The following is a 19,177-nucleotide window of genomic DNA, read 5'->3' on the forward strand; positions in this document are numbered from 1 at the left end:
CCGTCGTACTCTCCCTCCCAGCCGTTCGACCGGCCGCGGCGCGCACGCCGCGGCCGGCTTGTCACGCTTTCTTGCGCCGGCTGCTTTCGAGGTTCGGCAGGAAGATCGTCAGCACGCCGATCAGCGGCAGGAACGAGCACACCTTGTAGACGAACGTGATGCTCGTCGCATCGGCGAGCTGGCCGAGCACGGCCGCGCCGACGCCGCCGAGACCGAACGCGAAGCCGAAGAACAGGCCCGCGACCATCCCGACCTTGCCGGGCATCAGTTCCGTCGCATAGACGAGGATCGCGGCGAATGCCGATGCCAGCACGATGCCGATGATCACGGTCAGCACGCTCGTCCAGAACAGGTTCGCATACGGCAGCAGCAGCGTGAACGGCGCGACGCCGAGGATCGAAACCCAGATCACGTACTTGCGGCCGATCCGGTCGCCGACGGGCCCGCCGATCAGCGTGCCGGCCGCCACGGCCGCGAGGAACACGAACAGGTGGATCTGCGCGGCTTGCACCGACAGGTGGAACTTGTCGATCAGGTAGAACGTGAAATAGCTGTTGATGCTCGCGAGGTAGAAGTACTTCGAGAACACGAGCAGCACCAGCACGCCGATCGCGCCCATCACGCGGCCGCGCGACAGTGTCGGGTGGCCGGCCGGCACGGCCTTTTTCTTCATCGACGGATGCTTCTTGTACCAGTGGCCGATCTGCGTGAGCACGATCATCGCGACGAGCGCGGCCGCCGAGAACCACGCGATGCTGTGCTGGCCGTGCGGGATGATCACGAGCGCGGCGAGCAGCGGCCCGAGCGCGGAGCCCGCGTTGCCGCCGACCTGGAACACCGACTGAGCGAGCCCGTGCTGGCCGCCCGACGCCATCCGCGCGACGCGCGACGATTCGGGATGGAACACCGACGAGCCGCAGCCGACGAGCGCCGCGGCCACCAGCAGCATCGGGAAACTCGACGCCGCCGACATCAGCAGCAGCCCCGCGAGCGTGAAGCCCATGCCGACCGGCAGCGAATACGGCTTCGGCCGCTTGTCGGTGTAGAGGCCGACGAGCGGCTGCAGCAGCGACGCGGTGATCTGGTAGGTGAGGGTGATCAGGCCGATCTGCGCGAACGACAGCGCGAACTGGCTCTTGAGCATCGGATAGATCGCGAGGATCAACGACTGGATCATGTCGTTGAGCATGTGCGAGAAGCTGATCGCGCCGAGCACCGGGTAGACGGTGCGGGCGACGGGTGGGGCGGACGGCTGGGCGGCGGCTGCGCCGGCCCGGGAGTCGAGGCTGGTTTCCATGTGAGCTGAACGAGTTGAGGTGGAGGGCGCGCTCTGATGGGGATCGGCGCGTCTTTGATTCGTTGATGCGTCAAAGAAGTGTAATGTGGCGTATCGAGAATGTCAGGCCAAGTTTTATCGCGAATCGGACATTCATCGGACGGATTGGCCGCTGCGTGCTTTTTTGGACGGGTATAACGCTGGCGGCGCGTCCGCCGCTTCAGCAGGGCTGCGCCGGGGCTCGGTGGTGTTTTACCGGACTCAAGAAACGGCGGTGGCGGCCGTAGAACGACCCAATGACAACATGCGCGCCGCGTCCGGCCGGCTACCCGCCGGGCGGGCGCAGGACGCGCGGCATGGCCTGCCATCGCGGGATTGCCGGGACCGACCTTTCCGGCAGCGTGATCCATACGGGGATAGTTCGATGAAAGCAGCATCTTTGCATCCACAGCCCGGTGCGGCGGCCGCCGCACCCGACGTTGCCGCCGGTCGCGCCGCACGGCGCCCGCGCGCGGCGCGCCGCGCGCGCCGGCCATGGACCGTCAAGGCGACGTTGCGCGCCGCGTTCGCGATCCTGCTGGCCGGCACGCTCGCGATCGGCGTGTTTTCGTTGTGGCAGATCAGCCGGCTGAACGCGTCGATCGCGTCGGTCTATGAGCAGGGCCACGTCGCGAGCCGCGCGGCGCAGGAGGTGCGGGCCGAGGTGCTGCGTGCGAGTCGCGCGCAGAAGATGCTGCTGACCGCGACCACCGCGAAGGAGCGCGACGAACTCGGCGCCGACGTCGGCGCGGGGCTCGCGTCGATCGGCCAGGCGCTCGGCACGCTGCAGCGCTACGCGGATCCGGCCGATGCCGACGATTTGGCGCGGCTGCGCGCATTCTCGACGGCCGTCGGCACATGGAGCGCGCATCTGCGCGATTTCGTCACGCTCGTGCGCGCGCAGCCGCTCGACCTGTCGCAGATGAACTGGCAGGTCGGCACGCAGGACGTGTCGCTGCTGGTCGAGACCGGCAAGCTCGAGAAGCTCGTCGCCGAACTCGTGAAGACGCGCGGCGAGAAGTCGAAGGCGACGCTCGATGCATCGGCCACCATCTTTTCGTCGTCGTTCGCGATGATCGCGGCGATGACGGCCGCGCTGATCGTGCTCGCGATCGTGATCGCCGAGCGCGTCGTGCGGCGCCTCGCGTCGCAGCTCGGCGGCGAGCCCGCGCTCGCGAAGGAGATTGCCGCGGACATCGCGCGCGGCGACCTCACGCGGCCGATCACGCTCGGCCGGCACGATCGCGACAGCATGGTGCGCGCGCTGGCCGACATGCAGACGGGGCTCGCGGCCACCGTGGGCGAGATCGCCGTGAGCGCCGAGGCCATCGCGGCCGCGTCCGGCGAAATCTCGACCGGCAACCTCGACCTGTCGCGCCGCACCGAGCAGCAGGCCGTCGCGCTCGAGCGTACCGCGGCCAGCATGGAGCAGCTCACGTCGACCGTGCGGCAGAACGCCGAGAACGCGCGGCAGGCGAGCACGCTCGCGGCCAATGCGTCGGCGGTGGCGGAGACGGGCGGGGAGGTCGTCGGGCGCGTGGTCGCGACGATGAGCGAGATCGACGACAGCGCGAAGAACATCCGCGACATCATCGGCACGATCGAGGGGATCGCATTCCAGACCAACATCCTCGCGTTGAACGCGGCCGTCGAGGCCGCGCGCGCCGGCGAACAGGGGCGCGGCTTCTCGGTGGTCGCCGGCGAGGTGCGCCTGCTCGCGCAGCGCTCGGCGACCGCGGCAAAGGAGATCAGGGAGCTGATCGGCGCGTCGGTCGAGCGTGTGGCGAACGGCGCGGCGCTCGCGCACGACGCGGGCCGCACGATGGGCGACGTCGTGCGCGCGGTGAAGCGCGTGACCGACATCATCGGCGAGATTTCGGCGGCATCGGACGAGCAGAGCGCCGGGATCGACGAGATCGGTCGCGCGGTCACGCAGATGGACGCCGGCACGCAGCAGAACGCGGCGCTCGTCGAGCAGGCGGCCGCTGCCGCCAACGCGCTCGACGAGCAGGCTCAGGCGCTGAAGTCGCTGGTCGGGCGTTTCCGCATCGCGGCCTGAGCGCGCCGGGCCGTCCGGCCGTTACGACTTCTTCTGCTTGTCCGGATCGATGATGACCGTGCAGGTCGTGCCCGCCGACAGCACCACGTCGGCCGGCACGTCGTCGATCTTGATGCGCACCGGCACGCGCTGTGCGAGGCGCACCCAGTTGAACGTCGGGTTCACGTCCGCGACGAGGTCGCGGCTTTGCGGGTTGTCGCGATCGTAGATGCCGCGCGAGATGCTCTCGACGTGGCCCTTCATCACGCCGCCGCTCATCAGCCGCATTTCGGCCGGCGCGCCGATCTTCACGCGCGGCAGCTTGGTTTCCTCGAAGTAGCCGTAGACCCAGAACGAGTGGCTGTCGACGATCGCGAGCTTCGCCTGGCCGGCCACCGCGTAGTTGCCCTTGAACGTCTGCAGGTTCGTGATGTAGCCGTCGACCGGCGCGACCACGCGCGTGCGCTCGAGGTTGAGCTTCGCGGCATCCAGCGCGGCGATCGCCTGCTGGTACTGCGCATCGGCGCTCGACGCACTGTGCGCGGCGTTCTCGCGGTTTTCCTTCGACACGACGAGCGCATCGAGATCCGCGCGGCGGGCCGCGTCGTCGCGGCGCATCTGCAGTTCCGCGCGGCGGGCGGCGACGGCCGCCTGCGCCTGCTCGACCGCGATCTGGTAGTGCGACGGGTCGATCTGCATGATCAGGTCGCCTTTCTTCACGAGCTGGTTGTCATGCACGGGCAGCTCGACGATCGCGCCCGACACGTCCGGCGCGACGTTGACGATCTCGGCGCGCACGCGCCCGTCGCGCGTCCACGGATCGTCCATGTAGTGCACCCACAGCGAGCGCCCGATCAGGATCGCGACGAGAAGGATGACGGCGGTCGCGACGAAGCCGAAGAGTTTTCTGAGAATCATGATGGTTCGGAATCAACGGTAAACGGCGAGACTCAGTCCGCCGCAAATGCAGACGAGAAGGCAGGCCCGGAACAGCGACGGGTGCCAGACGAGACGGTAGAGGCCCGTATAGGCGAGCAGGCGGTCGACGGCCCAGGTCGCGAGCGCGCCCAGGACGAACATCAGCACCACCGTGGGCATGTAGGCATCGAGAATGGCGATTTCACGCGGCATCATGACGAGGCTCCTGGTTGGGGACGCACGGGGCGGTTGCGGTTGAGCGGCTCGAGCGGCGATTCCGGATCGAGCAGCGCGGTGCGCACGAAATGCAGATGGCTCAGGATGCGCTGCAGCCGGTGGCGCTCCTCGCGCGACGGCTCGAACGCGTCGAGCGCCTGCCGCGTCGCGTCGATTGCCGCATTGGTCGCGGCGAGCGTCGCGTCGAAACGCGCGGCGTTCGGCTTCGAGAACAGCGCGGCCAGCGCGCTGCGCATCGTCTCGATCGCACGACGCCACGGCATCGCCGGCGCATAGCGCGGGTCGGGCGGCAGCGTCGCCAGCTCGTGGCGCAGGTCGATCGTCGCGTTGCCGGCTTCGAGCACCGCGAACATCCAGCGCAGTGCGTCGCGCTGCACGTCGGGCTGGTCGGCCGACAGCGTGTGCGCCTGGTACATCAGGTCGCGCGCGCCGCTCTCGAAGCGTGTGCGCAAGCCGGCGAGCCGCGCATGGCCGGCCGCGACGGCCTGGTGGCGCAGGTCGGCGAACAGCCGCTTCTTGAGCCACGGCGCGGTCGGCGGGAACAGCACCGCGAACGCGATCGCCGATACCAGCATCGACAGCACGAGCGCGAGCGCATCGTTCATGAAGCTGGTCGGGTCGTAGTGCGTGATGTTGTCCGGGCCGGCGAGGAAGCTGAAGAAGATCAGGTAGCCCATCCCGTACCCGGCGAGCTTCGGCTTCAGCGTCATGAAGATGCCGATCGCGAGCAGCGGCGCGAGCGCGACGCACAGCAGCGGGAAGCCGTCGATGTGCGGATAGATGCCGAACGTCAGCAGGAAACCCGTGCAGACGGCGAGCGCGGTACCCATGCCCATCTGCGCGGACATCGCGGTCGGACGCGGCGTCGACGACGCGAGCGCGCAGGTGGCCGCCGCCGTCAGCGTCATCGTCACGCCGCTCGGCCACGCGGTCTCGATCCAGAACCAGCCGAGCACGAGGATCACGGTCGCGGTGCGGATCGCCGCGATCACCATCGCGGTCATGTTGGTGCGCGGCTCGTAGCGCTCGATCCAGCGTTCGCGTTCGTGCGTCGCGGTCGACAGCGACGCGTAGGTCGCCGCGTACTCGTGCAGGTCGGTGATGAAACGGTACAGCAGCTCGGCGGCCGTATCGAAGTCGAGCAGCGGAAAGTCCGGCTGCGTTTCGAGCGCCGCTCGCGTCGCACGGATGTGGCGCGGCAGCGCGTCGCGCCAGGCGAGCAGCTGCTCGGCCGCATGACCGGCGTCGGTCGACGTGCGCACGGGTTCGCCGGCGGGCGTCAGCAGCAGCGGCGCGATTTCGCGGAAGTACGGCTCGATCGCGTCGATCGCGGCCTGCGCGCCGGCCGCATGCAGCCGGTTCATCAACTGGTGCAGCGCATGGAAGCGGCTCGACGCGCTCATGAATTCGCTGTTCAGCCGTGCGAGGCGGCCGCTGCGCATCCGCGTGTCCGGATCCTCGAACACGGCCATGCTGCGCGCGGCCTCGAACCCGACCACGTCCGCGACGAAGCGCGTATGGATGGTTTCGATATGCGCGCGATCGAGCGTGCCCGACAGCGCCGACGCGACGTAGTCGACGAAGCTGCCGAAGCGCTTGCGCACCGTCGTGCGCATCTGCTCGCCCGTGGTCTGCGGAAACACGAGCGCGGAGACCACGCCGGCCGACACGATCCCGACCATGATTTCGGCCACGCGCGTCATCGCGCTCATGAACGCGCCGTCCGGGTGCTGCGACGCGGGCAGCCCGATCAGCGCGGTCGTGTAGCCGGCCAGCAGGAAGCCGTAGCTGCGGAAGTTGCGGTTGCGCGCGGCGCCGGCCGTGCACAGCGCGACCCACAGCGCGACGGCCAGCAGGAACAGCTGCGGCTGCTGCGGGAAGAGCCCGACGAACGTGAGCGTCGCGATGAGCCCGAAGATCGTGCCGGCGACGCGATAGAAGCTCTTCGCGAGCACTGCGCCGCTTTGCGGCTGCATCACGATGAACACCGTCGTCATCGCCGTTTTCGGCGCGGGCAGGTCGAGCCGCATCGACACGCCGGTCGCGATGAACGCGGCGAGCAGCGCCTTGAACAGGTAGAGCCACGCGGCGCCGTCGGTGCGGGCCCAGTCGCCGAACGCGGCGGTCCAGGCCGCGAACGGGCCGCCGGCGGGCGCGGAAGCGGGGGAGGAGGCAGACATGGCGGTCGCTCCGCGTTACCGTGCGGCCGTCACGCCGGACGCGCCGGCGGTCGCGACCTGCGCGGGCCGGGCGACGGCTGCCACGGGCTTCGTGCCCGACGCGGCGGCTGGCGCGGCGGCGGCCTTGTCCTTCGGCGGTTGGCCGCCCGACGGATCGCCTCCCGACGGATGGCCGTCCCGCACATCCTTGCCCGTCTCGACCCCGCCGCCGAGCGCGGCCATCAGCTGCGCATGCGCGGCGAGGCGTTCCGCATCGATGCGGGCGGCCGTCTCCTGCGCGCGCAGCAACTGCTGTTGCGCGACCAGCACGTTCACGTAATCGGTCAGCCCGCGGCGGAAGCCTTCGCGCGACAGCTGGTAGCTGCGGTCATTGGCGGCCACCGAGCGCGCGGCGTCCTTCTTCTGCGTATCGAGCGAGCGGATCCGCACGACCTGGTCGGCGATGTCCTTGAGCGCGCCGACGATCGTCTGGTTGTAACGCTCGACCGCCTGGTCGTAGCCGGCGTTCGCCGCGCCGAGCTGCGCACGCAGCCGGCCGCCTTCGAAGATCGGCAGCGACAGCGCGGGGCCGGCCGTCCAGCCGCCGTTCATCGCGCGCAGGAAGTCGGTGAACGGCGCGGTCACGCCGAAGCCGCCGACTGTCGCGAGCAGGTCGATGTTCGGGTAGAACGACGCTTTCGCGACGTCGATGCCGCGTGCCTGCGCGTCGACCGTCCAGCGCGCCGCGACGACGTCGGGGCGGCGGCCGAGCAGGTCGGCCGGCAGCGCCGCCGGCAAGCCGGCCGGCGCATCGAGCGACAGCTGCGGCCGCTTGAGCGCGTCGCCGGCGCCCGGGCCCTTGCCGGCCAGCGCGGCGAGCTGATGGCGCGCGAGCTGGATCGCTTCCTCGTAGCTGTCGATCTGGCGCTCGTAGTCGGGCAGCGTCGATTCCGCCTGGCTCACTTCGAGCTGCGTGCCGAGGCCGGCCTGCAGCCGCTTGCGCGCGAGATCGGCGAGCGAACGCTGGCGCTCGAACGTTTCATGCGCGAGGTCGAGCAGCGCGTAGTTCATCGACATGCCGACATACGCGCGCACGACGTTGACTTCGAGTTCGAGCTTCGCCGCACGCGCGTCGGCGGCGGTCGCATGCGCTGTGTCGAGCGCGCGTTCGGTCGCGTTCTTGTCCTTGCCCCACAGGTCGAGGTGGTACGACAGGCCGAGCGTGCCCGTGTTGTTCCAGGTGTCGGCGTTCGCGAGCGGGCCCGGGCCGTAGAACACGTTGTCGGGCCAGTGCTCGCGCGTCAGCGACAGGTTGCCGTTGATCTGCGGCAGTTCGGCCGAGCGGGCGACGCGCGCCATCGCCTGCGCTTCGCGCACGCGCGCCTCGGCGGCCGCGAGGGTCGGATTGCCGGCCTGGGCGGATGCAATCCATGCGTCGAGTTGCGGATCACGATAGGCGCGCCACCAGTCGGCCGCGGGCCAGCCCGCGTCGCGGTCGGCCCCGCGGATCGCGGCGCCGGCGTCGAGCGCGTTCGCCTCGAGGCGGGCCGATTGCGGCTTGTTGTTGTCGCCCATGCTCGCGCATCCGGCCATTATTAATGAGACTGCAAGAACCGCCAGTGCGAGCGTCCCTTTTGTCGCCGGAGACTGCACGATTTTCTCCCTTTCGGATATAGATGAGTCGGATGCGATTATATTTTTCAGTGATTCCTGAATAAATGGACAACGGTGCAAGTCATTTTTACGAATCCTGAGATAATATTTGTTGGCCCCTGTGCAACAATCCCTCCGGATTCAAACGGGTAATGGGATGGATACGCTACAAAACATGCGGGTGTTCGTTCGCGTGGTCGACGCGGGAAGCTTTACCGCGGCTGCCCAGCAGATGAACTCGACCACCGCCTACGCGTCGCGCGCGGTCTCGGATCTCGAGGCGCACCTGCGCACGCGTCTCCTGAACCGCACGACGCGCCGGATCGCGCTGACCGAAGCCGGCGAGCGCTACCTGCAGCGCTGCGAGCAGATCCTGGCGTACGTCGATCAGGCCGAAGCCGAGGCCGGCGACGCGCACGCACGCCCGTCGGGCAAGCTGAAGGTCCATTGCTTCACGAGCCTCGGCCAGCACTACCTGGTGCCGGCGATCGCGCGCTACCGCGAGCGCTATCCGGACGTGCATGTCGAACTGACGCTCGCGCAGCGGATGCCCGACCTGCTCGACGAGGGGTACGACGTCGCGATCGTCGTCGGCCGCGACCTGCCCGATTCGGGGCTCGTGTCGCAGCGGCTCGGCGAGAGCTACAGCGTCGTCTGCGCGTCGCCCGGCTACGTCGAGGCGCACGGCGTGCCGCGGCTGCCGGCCGATCTCGCGCAGCACGTATGCCTCGGGATGGTCGCGCCGGGCTTTCACTTCGACGAATGGGCGCTGGCGGGGCCGAACGGCGACGAGATCGTGCCGATCACGGCGCCGCCGTTTCGCGTGAACGTCGCCGAGGCGCTCGCGGTGGCCGTGCGGGAAGGGATGGGGATCGGCGGGTTGCCGCTCTATTCGGCGATCGGCTGGCTGCGCAGCGGGCACATCGTGCGCGTGATGCCGGCGTACCGGTCGCACGTGATGAACATCTACGCGCTGTATCCGTCGCGCCAGTACCTCGACGCGAAAATTCGCACCTGGGTCGATTTCCTGCGCGAAGAGTTGCCGCTCACGCTCGAAGCGGACGAAGCCGCGCTCGAGCAGTACACGCATGCGACATGACAGCGCGGTTGACCGCAATCTGACGAGATTTGTCCTTCACGCAACATTTTTTTACGAACGCGTGTCAGACAGTTTGATACTGTGGGAATTAACGAGATACGCAACCCCGGAGTAGCAATGGATACGCACCTGATGATCGGCCTTGGCGTCCTGCTGGGCGCAGCCGCTGCCGCCGCGGCGACCCGCGACCTGCTGCGCGCGATGAAGGCGAAGGCGCAGATGAAGCCGGTTCCGGTGCGCGTGCGCGAGCCGCGCGGCCGCGGCCGCTGATCCTGCCGTCACGCGCGGTGGCGGGAAGGCCGCGCAACGCGGCCTGGCGGGCCGGCGTTCAGCCGAGCTCGACGACCTTGTCCCACGCGAACGCTTGATTTTCGAGTTCGCCGGTGCGCCGGTGGATGTAGCCGCGCGGGTTGCACACCACGCGTGTTCCGCCGCCCGCAACGTAGTCGAATGACGTATGGGTGTGGCCGTGAAGCCACAGATCCACCGGCGGCTGCACCAGTTCCGCCATGTCCGTCACAAACCCCGCCGACGCAAGATCTTCCGCATAGCGTGCCGCCAGCGAGCGCCGGTGCGGCGCATGATGGGTGACAACGATCGTCTTGCCCGCGAACGGCGTCGCGAGTTGCGTTTCCAGCCATTTACGGCTTTGCCGGTGCAGCGCGATCGCGTCGGCCGGCGAGAAATCCCGTTCAGGCGCACCCGGCGTACCCGGTGCCGCATGCAGCGCCGCGTCGTGCGGCCAGGTCACCTGGATCAGTCCCTTGAAATCGAGCATCACGCGCAGCGCGGCGTCGATCGCGCCGGCCATGCTGGCTTCGTCGCGGCCGAACAGCGAAAAATCGGCCCAGAGCGTCGTGCCGAGCACGCGGAAGCGCTGCTCGGGATCGACGTAGACGCCGTTGTTCAGGTAATGCACGTTGTCGAGCGCGTGCGCCGCGTCGCGCATCGCCGTCTCCAGCGCGCCGAATTCCCCGTCGTAATACTCGTGGTTGCCCGGCACGTAGACCACCGGCACGGAGGGATCGAACGTCTCGGCGGCCCAGCGCAGGCCCTCCGCGTGATTGTGGATGTCGCCGGCCAGCACGACGAGATCCGCGTCGGCATGCGCGATCACGTCGGGCTGGTTGCTTTCGAGATGCAGGTCGGACAGGACGCGGACTTTCACGGGCGGGGCTCCGGAGTGGGCGGCTTCAGCGCAGGACCTTGCCGGGATTCATCAGGCCGCGCGGGTCGAGCGCGGTCTTCAGCGTGCGCATCAGCGTCGTCTCGACCGGCGCCTTGTAGCGCTGCGCGTCGTCGATCTTCAGCTGGCCGATCCCGTGCTCGGCGCTGATCGTGCCGTGGTGGCGGTGCACGTTGTCGTACACGATCCGGTTGATCGGCGCCTGGAACGCCGCGAGGAACGCCTTCGCGTCGCCGCCTTCGGGCATCTGCACGTTGTAGTGGAGGTTGCCGTCGCCGAGGTGGCCGAACGTGACCATGCGTGCACCGGGCGCGGCCTGCTGGATCGCCGCGTCGGTCTCGTCGATGAAGCGTGCGACCGACGAGATCGGCACCGCGATGTCGTGCTTGATGTTGAGCCCTTCGTCGGCCTGCGCGAGCGGGATATGCTCGCGCAGGTCCCAGAACGCGCGCGACTGCGCGAGATTCTCCGCGACCACCGCGTCGACCACGAGCCCCGCTTCGAACGCTTCTTCCATCAGTTTCTCGAACAGCGCGCGCGCATGCGCTTCGCTTTCGTTGTCGGACAGTTCGAGCAGCACCGTCTGCGCATGCGTCTGCGCGAACGGGCAGCGCAGTTGCGGGTAGTGCTTGCCGACCAGTTGCATGCAGAAATCCGACATCAGTTCGAAGCCGGTCAGGAGCGGCCCGGCCGCGCGCTGCGCGAGCGACAGGAAGTCGAGCGCCGCGTGCGGCGATTCGAGCGCGGCGAGTGCCGTGACCTGCGCGGCCGGCAGCGGATGCAGTTTCATCACGGCCGCCGTGATGATCCCGAGCGTGCCTTCCGCGCCGATGAACAGGTCGCGCAGGTCATAGCCCGTGTTGTCCTTGCGCAATCCGCGCAGGCCGTCCCAGATTTCGCCCTGCGGCGTCACGACCTCGAGCCCGAGGCACAGCTCGCGCGCGTTGCCGTAGCGCAGCACCGCGGTGCCGCCCGCATTGGTCGACAGGTTGCCGCCGATCGTGCAGCTGCCTTCCGCCGCGAGGCTCAGCGCGAACAGCCGGCCGCCTTCGCGGGCGCGTGCCTGCACGTCGGCGAGGATCACGCCGGCTTCGACGGTGATCGTGTTGTTGTGCGGATCGAGCGCGCGCACGCGGTTCAGGCGCGCGACGCTCAGCACGGCCTGGCTGCCGCTCGCGTCGGGCGTGGCGCCGCCGGCGAGGCCGGTGTTGCCGCCTTGCGGCACGAGCGCGACGCCGTGCGTGTTGGCGAGCTTCACGAGTGCGGCGACTTCAGCCGTGTTCGCGGGCTTCAGCACCGCGCACGCGGCGCCCTTGTAGCGGCGGCGCCAGTCGGTCAGGAACGGTTCGGTATCGTGCGGGTCGGTCAGCACGTGGTCGGCGCCGATCGCGTCGCGGCACGCGGAAACGAAAGCTTCGGAGGACATCATCACCTTGTCGCGTAAGGGTCAGGACGCGGCGCGCGACTTTTTCGCCGCGCGCTTGTACGGCGCGACGTAGGCCAGCGCCGCCACGAAGAAGCCGACGGCAAGCGCGGTCTCGCACCAGCCGAGCGTCGCGGACAGCCCGCGATCGGACATGCCGCGCACGATGCCTTCGGCAAAATAGACGAGGATCAGCATGCTCGCCCACTGCATCGTATAGATGTTACGCCGCCAGACGCCGGGCAGTGCGAGCGCGAGCGGCACGGCCTTGAGCATCAGCGCGGAGCCGCCCGGGCGCAGCGGCGCAAGCCACAGTTCCCACGCGAGCGACAGCGCGATCAGCGCTGCGAGGCATGCGGCGGCGGCCAGCGCGTAGCGCGGCCGGGCCGCGACGGCGGGGCGGGCGGGGGTGTTCATGCGGCCTCGGCGGCCTGGGCGGCCGACAGGGCGGCCGCCGCGCGCGCCAGCCGCACGCCGAGCGCGGCCGCGAGCGCCTTCTCCTCCGCGGACAGCCCGCCGGGCGCCGTGCGGTCGTGGTGCGCGACATGCGACGCGCCGTACGGCGTGCCGCCGGTGCGCGTCGTGCTGAGCGCCGATTCCGTGTACGGGATCCCGACGATCATCATCCCGTGATGCAGCAGCGGCAGCATCATCGACAGCAACGTCGATTCCTGGCCGCCGTGCAGGCTGCCCGTCGACGTGAACACGCTCGCCGGCTTGCCGGTCAGCGCGCCCGACAGCCATTGCGGCGTCGTACCGTCGAGGAAATACTTGAGCGATGCGGCCATGTTGCCGAAGCGCGTCGGCGAGCCGAGCGCGAGGCCCGCGCATTCCTCGAGATCGCGCAGCTCGGCGTACGGCGGGCCGTCGGCGGGGATGTCGGGGGCAGTCGCTTCGCAGACGGTCGACACGGGCGGCACGGTGCGGATGCGCGCCTGCATGCCCGGCACGCTGTCGATGCCGTTTGCGATCGCGAGCGCGAGATCGCGCGTGGCGCCGTGACGGCTGTAATAGAGGACGAGGATGTCTTTCATGGGCTACGGAGCCGCATGCGGCCGCGCGCGTGCCCGGTGCAGTCGGCCCCTGCTGGAATCGAGCGGCTATTATAGGGGCTGAAGCCGTCGCGCAGCGCGGCGGCGGCGCGCCATGAGGCGCGCGGCATCAGGAAGGAGAAGTCGTTTGCCGAAGTTGAGCGTCGATCTCGACACCCTCAAGCGCCTCGCGCAGTTCGCGGCCCGGCGCAGCGCCGAGGATCGCATCCCGCAAGTGGCGGGCAGCCTGACCTTCACGACGATGCTGGCGCTCGTGCCGCTCGTGACGGTCGCGTTCGCGCTGTTCACCGCGTTCCCGATGTTCGCGTCGTTCCAGATCTCGCTGCAGGGCTTCCTCGCGGATCACCTGATGCCTGCGCAGTTCAACGTCCAGATCTTCAAGTACCTGAACCAGTTCGCGTCGAAGGCCAAGGGGCTGACGACGGCCGGCCTGATCGTGCTCGTCGTCACGTCGGTGATGACGATGATGACGATCGAATCGGCGTTCAACCTGATCTGGCGCGTGCGCAAGCCGCGGCCGTTCGCGCAGCGCGTGCTCGCGTACTGGGCGCTGATCACGCTTGGGCCCTTGCTGTTCGGCGTGAGCCTGTCGATCTCGTCGTACCTGTTCACGCAGTCGCTCGCATTCACCGGCGCGGGGCCGTCCACGTCGATCGTCGAGTGGCTGCTCGCGCTCGTCTCGCTGCCGCTGACGGTGCTCGCGTTCACGCTGCTGTACGTGTACCTGCCGAACTGTGCGGTCGCGTGGCGCGACGCGGTGATCGGCGGCCTGTTCGCGGCCGTCGCGTTCGAGCTCGCGAAGCGCGGCTTCGGCTACTACGTGCGGCGCATTCCGACCTATACGGCCGTCTACGGCGCGTTCGCGGCGCTGCCGGTGTTCCTGCTGTGGGTGTACCTGAGCTGGTTCATCGCGCTGCTCGGCGCGATGGTGGCGTCCGCGCTGCCGGCGATCCGCGTCGGCCAGTTCCACCGCATTCACTATCCGGGCAGCGACCTGCTCGACGCGCTCGAACTGCTCGCGCGGCTGGCCGAAGCGCGCGCGGCCGGCAAGCGCGGCTACACGGCAATGCGGCTGGCGACCATGCTGCGCTGCGACATGGAAACCGCGCAGCGGTTATTGACGACGATGGAGGAGCGCGAGTGGATTGCGCGGCTCGAAGGCGGCGGCGAGACCACGCCGCGCTACATCCTGCTCGCGAATCCGGAGCAGCTGACGCTCGCGCAACTGTTCGACGTGCTGGTGATCGACCGCACGGAGCTGACCTATCAGCTGCAGCGTCGCCGCAGCCACGTCGAAGGCGCGGCGCTGCTCGCGGTGCTGTCGAGCGACCGGTTCGACGTGTCGCTTGCGTCGCTGATCGCCGCGCACCGGCTCGCGGGCGCGCAGCCGGCCGGGAGCGGCGGGCAGGCACCCGACGGCGTGCCCGACCCGCACGCGCGGCCGCCGCGGCCTGCATGAAGGCGGCGCCCGGCGCTACAGCGGAATCTTGCCGGTGCAGATGTCCTTGAACATCACCCAGTCGCCCATCAGGCTGTAGATCGGGTGCCGGAACGTGGCCGGGCGGTTCTTCTCGAAGAAGAAGTGTCCGACCCACGCGAACCCGTAGCCGCAGACGATCGCCGCCGGCAGCCACAGCCAGTGGCCCGTCGCGATCGCCATCGCGACGCAGCCGATCACGCCGAGCGAGCCGATGAAGTGCAGCCGCCGCGAAGTCAGGTTCTGGTGTTCGTTCAGGTAATACGGGTAGAAATCAGCGAAGCTGGCGAATTGCTCGGAATGCGTATGCGCCATGGCCGTCTCCTCGGGCCGCCATCGATAGGGTCATTGTGCGGCGGCCGGCCCGGGTCCGCAAGCGGCGGCGGGCCGCCGCGCCGGGCCGCGCTTTCCTTTTGACAGGCTTTCCGATAGGATCGAAAGAGATTTTGCATTCAAGCATGAGGGGACTACGATGCGCGTCAGCGATATTCTGAAAGTGAAGGGCAACACGCTGTTTACGGTGACGCCCGATAAGCCGCTGCGCGAAGCGGTCGATACGATGGCCGAACACGATATCGGTTCGTTGGTCGTGATGGAGTACGGCGATCTCGTCGGGATGCTGACGTTCCGCGAGATCATCCTGCGCCTGCACGTGAACGGCGGCGCGATCGGCGACGTCCAGGTGCGCAAGGTGATGGACGAGCCGCTCACGTGTACGCCGGAAACCGACGTCAACGAAGTGCGCCGGATGATGCTCGAGCGTCACGCGCGCTACATGCCGGTGCTCGACAAGAAGGTGCTGATGGGCGTCATTTCGTTCTACGACGTCGCGAAGACGGTCGTCGAGGCGCAGAGCTTCGAGAACCGGATGCTGAAGGCGTACATCCGCGACTGGCCGGAATCGGAAGCCGAAGCGCACAAGCCGTGAACCATGCCGCGCCCGGCACCTTGATGCATGGGCGCCGCCATCCGGCACGCGGCGGCGCAGGCTTGTCCTGCGCCGCCGTTTTTTCAACGACAACACGAGGCCCGCGCAGCTTCGCCGAGACGACGCGCGCGTATTCCGCATGAGCGATCACACGCAAGCCACTTCGGGGCGGCGCGACGAACGGCGCGCCCACGCATCGCAGTTCGACCTGCTGCGCGAGCGCCGTTTCGCGCCGTTCTTCACGACCCAGTTCCTCGGCGCGCTGAACGACAACGTCTTCAAGATCGGCTTCACGTCGCTCGTCACCTATCACACCGCACGGTTCTCCGGCGTCGACGCGAAGACGGCCGCGTTCCTGATCTCCGCGATCTTCATTCTGCCGTTCGTGCTGTTCTCGGCGACGTCCGGCCAGATCGCCGACAAATACGACAAGGCGACCCTCACGCGCTTCGTGAAGACCTTCGAGATCGTGCTGATGCTCGTCGGCGCGGCCGGTTTCGTCACGCACAGCGCGACGCTGCTGTATCTGTGCACGTTCATGATGGGGATGCACTCGACGCTGTTCGGGCCCGTCAAGTATTCGTACCTGCCGCAGCATCTGGGCGAGCATGAGCTGGTCGGCGGCAACGGCCTCGTCGAAATGGGCACGTTCATCGCGATCCTGATCGGCACGATCATCGGCGGTGCGGCCGCGGGCATCGAAGGCGCCGGCGAGCGCGTGCTCGCGGTAAGCGTCGTGGCAATCGCGCTCGCGGGGCGGCTCGTCGCGCAGCGCGTGCCGTCGACGCCCGCGCCGCAGCCCGATCTCGTGATCAACTGGAATCCGTTCAGCGAAACATGGCGCAACCTCGGGCTCGCGCGCCAGAACCGCACCGTGTTCCTCAGCCTGCTCGGCATCTCGTGGCTGTGGTTCGTCGGCGCGACGTTCCTCACGTCGTTCTTCAATTTTGCGAAGGACGTGCTGTCCGCGAGCCCCGACGTCGTCACGATCCTGCTCGCGACGTTCTCGGTCGGCATCGGCCTCGGCTCGCTGCTGTGCGAGCGGCTGTCGCAGCGGCGGGTCGAGATCGGCCTCGTGCCGCTCGGCTCGATCGGCATCAGCGTGTTCGCGATCGAGCTGTATTTCGCGAGCCACGCGCTGCCGTCGCCTGGCCACCTGCTGTCGGTCGGCGAGTTCCTGGCCGGTGCGCGCCACTGGCGCATCCTGGCCGACCTGTTCCTGCTCGCGATGTTCGGCGGCTTCTACAGCGTGCCGCTGTACGCGCTGATCCAGAGCCGCAGCGCGCCGACGCACCGCGCGCGGATCATCGCCGCGAACAACATCCTGAACGCGCTGTTCATGATCCTGTCGGCCGTGATGGCGATGGGGCTGACCAAGGCCGGCGTCGACATCCCGGGGCTGTTCCTCGTCACCGCGCTCCTGAACGTGATCGTCGCGACGTATATCTACCTGCTCGTGCCCGAGTTCCTGCTGCGCTTCGTCGCGTGGGTGCTCGTGCATACGTTCTACCGGATCCGCCTCGTCCATGCGGAGCGGATCCCGGCGGAAGGGGCGGCCGTGCTCGTGTGCAACCACGTCAGCTACGTCGACGCGCTCGTGCTGGCCGCCGCGAGCCCGCGCCCGATCCGTTTCGTGATGGATCACCGGATCTTCAAGACGCGCTTCGCGAGCTGGGTGTTCCGGCATGCGAAGGCGATCCCGATCGCGCCGCGCCACGAGGATCCCGCGATGCTCGCGCGCGCGTACGACTTGTGCGAGGCCGCGCTGAAGGAAGGCGAACTCGTGTGCATCTTCCCCGAGGGCAAGCTGACGAAGACGGGCGACATCAATACGTTCCATCACGGCATCACCGAGATCCTGGGCCGCACGCCGGCCCCCGTGATCCCGATGGCGCTGCGCGGGCTGTGGGGCAGCTATTTCTCGCGGCATTCCGATGCGCGGATGCCGCGCCCCATCAAGCGCGGCGTGATGAGCCGGCTGACGCTGGCGGTCGGCGAGCCGATCGCGGCATCGGTCGCGACGCCCGAGTTGTTGCAGGCGGCGGTGACCGAGCTGCGCGGCGCGCGGAAGTAGGCAGGTGCCGGGTCCGGCGCGGGATGATCGATCCGCGCATCGGGCCGGGATGGCGGCCCCGGTTCGGCGGGTCCCGGGCGCAACGCCGAGGGCCCGCGATCGCCTACTTGCCTCATACCTTCCCTTATCCGCGGCCGGCCCGTGTGGTCTGAACGGTTCACACGGCCCGCGGGTCCGGGACGGCTGGCATAATAGCGGTTTACCTCTTTTTCTCGACCGGCAAACGGATCGGCCTGCCTGCGGCCCTGGCAGTGCATCGGTTTGCCCATTTCTCTTTGGGCGGTTCCATCATGTCCGGCAATACCCTCGGCACGCTTTTCACTGTCACGACCTTCGGCGAATCGCACGGTCCCGCGATCGGCTGCGTGATCGACGGCTGCCCGCCGGGGATGGCGCTGACCGAAGCCGACATCCAGGTCGAACTCGATCGCCGCAAGCCCGGCACGTCGCGGCACGTGACGCAACGGCAGGAGGCCGACGAGGTCGAGATCCTGTCGGGCGTGTTCGAAGGCGTGACGACCGGCACGCCGATCGCGCTGCTGATCCGCAACACCGACCAGCGCAGCAAGGACTACGGCAACATCGTCGAGACGTTCCGTCCCGGTCACGCCGACTACACCTACTGGCAGAAGTACGGCATCCGCGACTACCGTGGCGGCGGCCGCTCGTCCGCGCGCCTGACCGCGCCGATCGTCGGTGCGGGCGCGGTCGCGAAGAAGTGGCTGCGCGAGCGCTTCGGCGTCGAGGTGCGCGGCTACATGAGCGGCTTGGGCGAGATCGACGTGCCGTTCGTCGACTGGTCGCACGTGCGCGAGAACCCGTTCTTCTCGCCGAATGCGGCGATCGTGCCGGAACTCGAGGCGTACATGGACGCGCTGCGCAAGGATGGCGATTCGATCGGCGCGCGCATCGACGTCGTCGCGTCGGGGGTGCCGGTCGGCTGGGGCGAACCCGTATTCGACCGTCTCGATGCCGATATCGCGAAGGCGATGATGAGCATCAACGCGGTGAAGGGCGTCGAGATCGGCGCGGGCTTCGACAGCGTCGCGCAGCGCGGCTCGGTGCACGGCGACGAACTGACGCCGGGCGGCTTCGTCGGCAACCATGCGGGCGGCGTGCTCGGCGGGATTTCGACGGGGCAGGACATCACCGTGTCGATCGCGATCAAGCCGACGTCGAGCATCCGTACGCCGCGCCGTTCGATCACGAAGGCAGGCGACGAGGCGACGGTCGAGACGTTCGGCCGCCACGATCCGTGCGTCGGCATTCGTGCGACGCCGATCGCCGAGTCGATGCTCGCACTGGTGCTGATCGATCACGCGCTGCGCCATCGTGCGCAGTGCGGCGATGTCGAGACGTCGACGCCGAAGATTGCCGGCAGCGCGACCTGACGCAAGCGGGGCGGGGCGCGGCGTCTCGCCTGACGGCCTGCCAAGATTGCAAAACGGGGCGCTGCGTCAAGCAGCGCCCCGTTTCGTTTGTGGCGGTCCACAAAAGCGCGCCGCGCGTGGCGGCGCGTTCCGGCGGATTACATGTTCGGATAATTCGGCCCGCCGCCGCCTTCGGGCGTGACCCACACGATGTTCTGCGTCGGGTCCTTGATGTCGCAGGTCTTGCA

The 19,177-nt window shown here is 68.4% G+C and carries 18 protein-coding genes; 7 read left to right on the plus strand and 11 right to left on the minus strand.

Features of this window, described 5'->3' with window-relative positions; translation table 11 throughout:
* Positions 1-61: 61 nt before the first annotated feature.
* A complete protein-coding gene (locus tag DIE03_RS30705; RefSeq protein WP_124455973.1) occupies positions 62-1,297 on the minus strand; it encodes an MFS transporter in 1,236 nt (411 codons plus the stop codon).
* Between the two features lie 403 nt (positions 1,298-1,700).
* Between DIE03_RS30705 and DIE03_RS30710 the strand changes: the two genes are divergently transcribed.
* On the plus strand, positions 1,701-3,374 hold the full coding sequence (locus tag DIE03_RS30710) for a methyl-accepting chemotaxis protein (RefSeq protein WP_124455974.1): 1,674 nt from the start codon (positions 1,701-1,703) through the stop codon (positions 3,372-3,374).
* 21 nt (positions 3,375-3,395) lie between these two features.
* Here the strand turns inward: DIE03_RS30710 and DIE03_RS30715 are convergent, their stop codons facing one another.
* From DIE03_RS30715 to DIE03_RS30730, 4 genes are read right to left on the minus strand one after another with little or no spacing between them, the layout of a single operon-like run.
* Positions 3,396-4,271, minus strand: coding sequence for an HlyD family secretion protein (locus DIE03_RS30715; RefSeq protein ID WP_011351755.1), 876 nt, complete (start codon positions 4,269-4,271; stop codon positions 3,396-3,398).
* A 12-nt stretch (positions 4,272-4,283) separates the two neighbouring features.
* Positions 4,284-4,487 carry a DUF1656 domain-containing protein gene (locus tag DIE03_RS30720; protein ID WP_011351756.1) on the minus strand — a complete coding sequence of 68 codons (204 nt, stop codon included), beginning with the start codon at positions 4,485-4,487 and terminating at the stop codon, positions 4,284-4,286.
* The gene (locus DIE03_RS30725) at positions 4,484-6,688 is read right to left on the minus strand and encodes an FUSC family protein (RefSeq protein ID WP_124455975.1); all 2,205 of its coding nucleotides are present in this window, start codon (positions 6,686-6,688) and stop codon (positions 4,484-4,486) included. Before DIE03_RS30725 ends, DIE03_RS30720 begins: the two co-directional genes overlap by 4 nt.
* Before the next feature lie 15 nt (positions 6,689-6,703).
* Positions 6,704-8,320 (minus strand): efflux transporter outer membrane subunit, encoded by a 1,617-nt coding sequence (locus tag DIE03_RS30730; protein WP_124455976.1) that lies wholly within the window; start codon positions 8,318-8,320, stop codon positions 6,704-6,706.
* Positions 8,321-8,477: 157 nt separating this feature from the next.
* Here DIE03_RS30730 and DIE03_RS30740 point away from each other — a divergent pair, with 157 nt between their 5' ends.
* Together DIE03_RS30740 and DIE03_RS38445 are read left to right on the plus strand one after the other, a co-directional pair.
* A complete protein-coding gene (locus DIE03_RS30740; protein WP_124455977.1) occupies positions 8,478-9,419 on the plus strand; it encodes a LysR family transcriptional regulator in 942 nt (313 codons plus the stop codon).
* A gap of 117 nt (positions 9,420-9,536) precedes the next feature.
* Complete coding sequence (locus DIE03_RS38445) at positions 9,537-9,689, plus strand: hypothetical protein (protein WP_185658256.1); 153 nt, start codon at positions 9,537-9,539, stop codon at positions 9,687-9,689.
* 58 nt (positions 9,690-9,747) lie between these two features.
* On the opposite strand, the gene DIE03_RS30745 is transcribed toward DIE03_RS38445, so the two are convergent.
* From DIE03_RS30745 to wrbA, 4 genes are read right to left on the minus strand one after another with little or no spacing between them, the layout of a single operon-like run.
* A complete protein-coding gene (locus DIE03_RS30745; RefSeq protein WP_124455978.1) occupies positions 9,748-10,587 on the minus strand; it encodes a metallophosphoesterase in 840 nt (279 codons plus the stop codon).
* 25 nt (positions 10,588-10,612) lie between these two features.
* Positions 10,613-12,034 (minus strand): FAD-binding oxidoreductase, encoded by a 1,422-nt coding sequence (locus DIE03_RS30750; protein WP_124455979.1) that lies wholly within the window; start codon positions 12,032-12,034, stop codon positions 10,613-10,615.
* 18 nt (positions 12,035-12,052) lie between these two features.
* The gene (locus tag DIE03_RS30755) at positions 12,053-12,445 is read right to left on the minus strand and encodes a DUF2069 domain-containing protein (protein WP_124455980.1); all 393 of its coding nucleotides are present in this window, start codon (positions 12,443-12,445) and stop codon (positions 12,053-12,055) included.
* The gene (gene wrbA, locus DIE03_RS30760; protein ID WP_124455981.1) at positions 12,442-13,062 is read right to left on the minus strand and encodes an NAD(P)H:quinone oxidoreductase; all 621 of its coding nucleotides are present in this window, start codon (positions 13,060-13,062) and stop codon (positions 12,442-12,444) included. Before wrbA ends, DIE03_RS30755 begins: the two co-directional genes overlap by 4 nt.
* A gap of 145 nt (positions 13,063-13,207) precedes the next feature.
* Here wrbA and DIE03_RS30765 point away from each other — a divergent pair, with 145 nt between their 5' ends.
* A complete protein-coding gene (locus tag DIE03_RS30765; RefSeq protein WP_124455982.1) occupies positions 13,208-14,539 on the plus strand; it encodes a YihY family inner membrane protein in 1,332 nt (443 codons plus the stop codon).
* Positions 14,540-14,554: 15 nt separating this feature from the next.
* On the opposite strand, the gene DIE03_RS30770 is transcribed toward DIE03_RS30765, so the two are convergent.
* Positions 14,555-14,872, minus strand: coding sequence for an Mpo1-like protein (locus DIE03_RS30770; RefSeq protein WP_069256448.1), 318 nt, complete (start codon positions 14,870-14,872; stop codon positions 14,555-14,557).
* A 157-nt stretch (positions 14,873-15,029) separates the two neighbouring features.
* Between DIE03_RS30770 and DIE03_RS30775 the strand changes: the two genes are divergently transcribed.
* From DIE03_RS30775 to aroC, 3 genes are all read left to right on the plus strand, one after another.
* Positions 15,030-15,485 (plus strand): CBS domain-containing protein, encoded by a 456-nt coding sequence (locus DIE03_RS30775; RefSeq protein WP_006488504.1) that lies wholly within the window; start codon positions 15,030-15,032, stop codon positions 15,483-15,485.
* A gap of 139 nt (positions 15,486-15,624) precedes the next feature.
* Positions 15,625-17,559, plus strand: coding sequence for an MFS transporter (locus DIE03_RS30780; RefSeq protein ID WP_124455983.1), 1,935 nt, complete (start codon positions 15,625-15,627; stop codon positions 17,557-17,559).
* 290 nt (positions 17,560-17,849) lie between these two features.
* A complete protein-coding gene (gene aroC / locus DIE03_RS30785) occupies positions 17,850-18,950 on the plus strand; it encodes a chorismate synthase (protein WP_124455984.1) in 1,101 nt (366 codons plus the stop codon).
* A 137-nt stretch (positions 18,951-19,087) separates the two neighbouring features.
* On the opposite strand, the gene DIE03_RS30790 is transcribed toward aroC, so the two are convergent.
* On the minus strand, positions 19,088-19,177 hold a 90-nt coding region (locus DIE03_RS30790; protein ID WP_143031905.1), incomplete at its 5' end, for a 4Fe-4S dicluster domain-containing protein.

The organism is Burkholderia sp. Bp8992 (assembly GCF_003853705.1).
Taxonomy (GTDB): domain Bacteria; phylum Pseudomonadota; class Gammaproteobacteria; order Burkholderiales; family Burkholderiaceae; genus Burkholderia.